Origin of the sequence: Sphingobacterium thermophilum, assembly GCF_039541675.1 — a bacterium.
Lineage (GTDB): Bacteria > Bacteroidota > Bacteroidia > Sphingobacteriales > Sphingobacteriaceae > Sphingobacterium > Sphingobacterium thermophilum.
This window is the reverse complement of the sequence record NZ_BAABGR010000033.1, coordinates 3246-4515: the sequence shown is the minus strand read 5'-3', so window position 1 is coordinate 4515 and position 1270 is coordinate 3246. Positions and strand designations below refer to the sequence as shown.

At 36.5% G+C, this 1270-nt stretch carries 2 protein-coding genes and 1 pseudogene; 1 reads left to right on the top strand and 2 read right to left on the bottom strand.

What is annotated here, in order from left to right:
• Positions 1 to 84: 84 nt before the first annotated feature.
• Positions 85 to 435, bottom strand: a complete 351-nt coding sequence (locus ABD873_RS10665) for an FMN-dependent NADH-azoreductase (protein ID WP_345068181.1) — start codon at positions 433 to 435, stop codon at positions 85 to 87.
• A 98-nt stretch (positions 436 to 533) separates the two neighbouring features.
• On the opposite strand from ABD873_RS10665, the gene ABD873_RS10660 reads away from it, so the two are divergent.
• Positions 534 to 881 (top strand): winged helix-turn-helix transcriptional regulator, encoded by a 348-nt coding sequence (locus ABD873_RS10660; protein ID WP_345068179.1) that lies wholly within the window; start codon positions 534 to 536, stop codon positions 879 to 881.
• 202 nt (positions 882 to 1083) lie between these two features.
• Here ABD873_RS10660 and ABD873_RS10655 read toward each other — a convergent pair.
• Positions 1084 to 1270, bottom strand: a pseudogene (locus ABD873_RS10655) (type I methionyl aminopeptidase); the annotation flags it as partial.

Sequence of the window (1270 nt, the reverse complement as noted above, 5' to 3'; positions counted from 1 at the left end):
ATCTGCTCCGGTCTGAATCGTTTCCCTTTCATAATATACTGTTAAAGTTATCAATCATTTTTCTATTCTCTAACAGTCTTTTTTTCAGGGGAGCTTACACACTATATGGTCTATCCACGCTTTGAGCGAAGACGGAATAGAAAAGTTGTACATGGGTACGTCTATGACAATTATATCCGAGTCAATTAATTCTTTAACGGCTTTGTCTGAATGAGAAACCGCATTCTTTAATTCATCAGAAAGATTTTCAACAGGTGTAATGAATGAGGTAAAATGCACATCGTTGAAATGTGGCATTTCATTTTTTGCAAGATTCCGGGTAATGATATCTGCATTTTTGTATTGAGCCTTTATCATTTCTACCACCGTATTGCCCAATTGGAAACTTTGAGAATCATTCCCTCTAAAACTGGTAACTAATCTTAAAATTTTCATTTATTTTTTGTTTTTGAATTATGATGCAAAGTTCCAAATAAATACTATACCTTTGTTATCTGTTACAAAAAGGATAGTACTTACAAAAAGAATAGTATATGGCAAAACACACGGTAGAAAGTTGCTCAAAAGCCAAAATGGCTATCAGAGATACGTTAGATGTAGTAGGTGGAAAATGGAAGCTGGTATTGATTTCAGTTTTACGAAGCGGGAAAAAAGGGTTTAATGAGTTGTCAAGAGAAGCAGGGATTTCTCCACGCATTTTGTCCAAAGAATTGAAGGAATTGGAAATGAACGGATTGGTCAGCCGAAAAGTCTGCGATACCAAACCTATAACGGTACAATATGAATTGACCGAATATAGTCACAGTTTAAATGATGTTTTGCTTGCTATGGAGAAATGGGGTTATCAGCACAGGCAAAAAATTGATCAAGGGATTAAATAATTGTCAAACTGGCTTATGGTTATCTTTCTGCAGTGGTTTGGTAGCATTGCACATAATGGCCAAGTATAAGCGTAGTGCGGGATTTCGAAGCGATTCACTGTCAACCAAGCAGAAACTTTGGTAGAAGCACAAACTTTGAATTTAGCACATTAACCCCGCTTTTGGCAATACCTTATTAGTGGAAGGTGTTTTTAATTCCATTTTAATCCCAAATCCCATTCATTTCGGTCAGTATGATGGGGTTTCCATCGGTAATAACGATTGTATGTTCGTGTTGCGCCATAAAACCGCCTTTGTTTCCTACCATGGTCCAACCGTCATTTAACTCTGTTGCATAGGTTGAAGTTGTAGTAATAAACGTTTCAATGGCAACCACTGAATTTTTTCTG

What these genes read in the sequence shown, in the direction of transcription:
- ABD873_RS10665 (WP_345068181.1), bottom strand. Translation starts at nt 435, where the DNA reads ATGAAAATTTTAAGATTAGTTACCAGTTTTAGAGGGAATGATTCTCAA.
- ABD873_RS10660 (WP_345068179.1), top strand. Translation starts at nt 534, where the DNA reads ATGGCAAAACACACGGTAGAAAGTTGCTCAAAAGCCAAAATGGCTATC.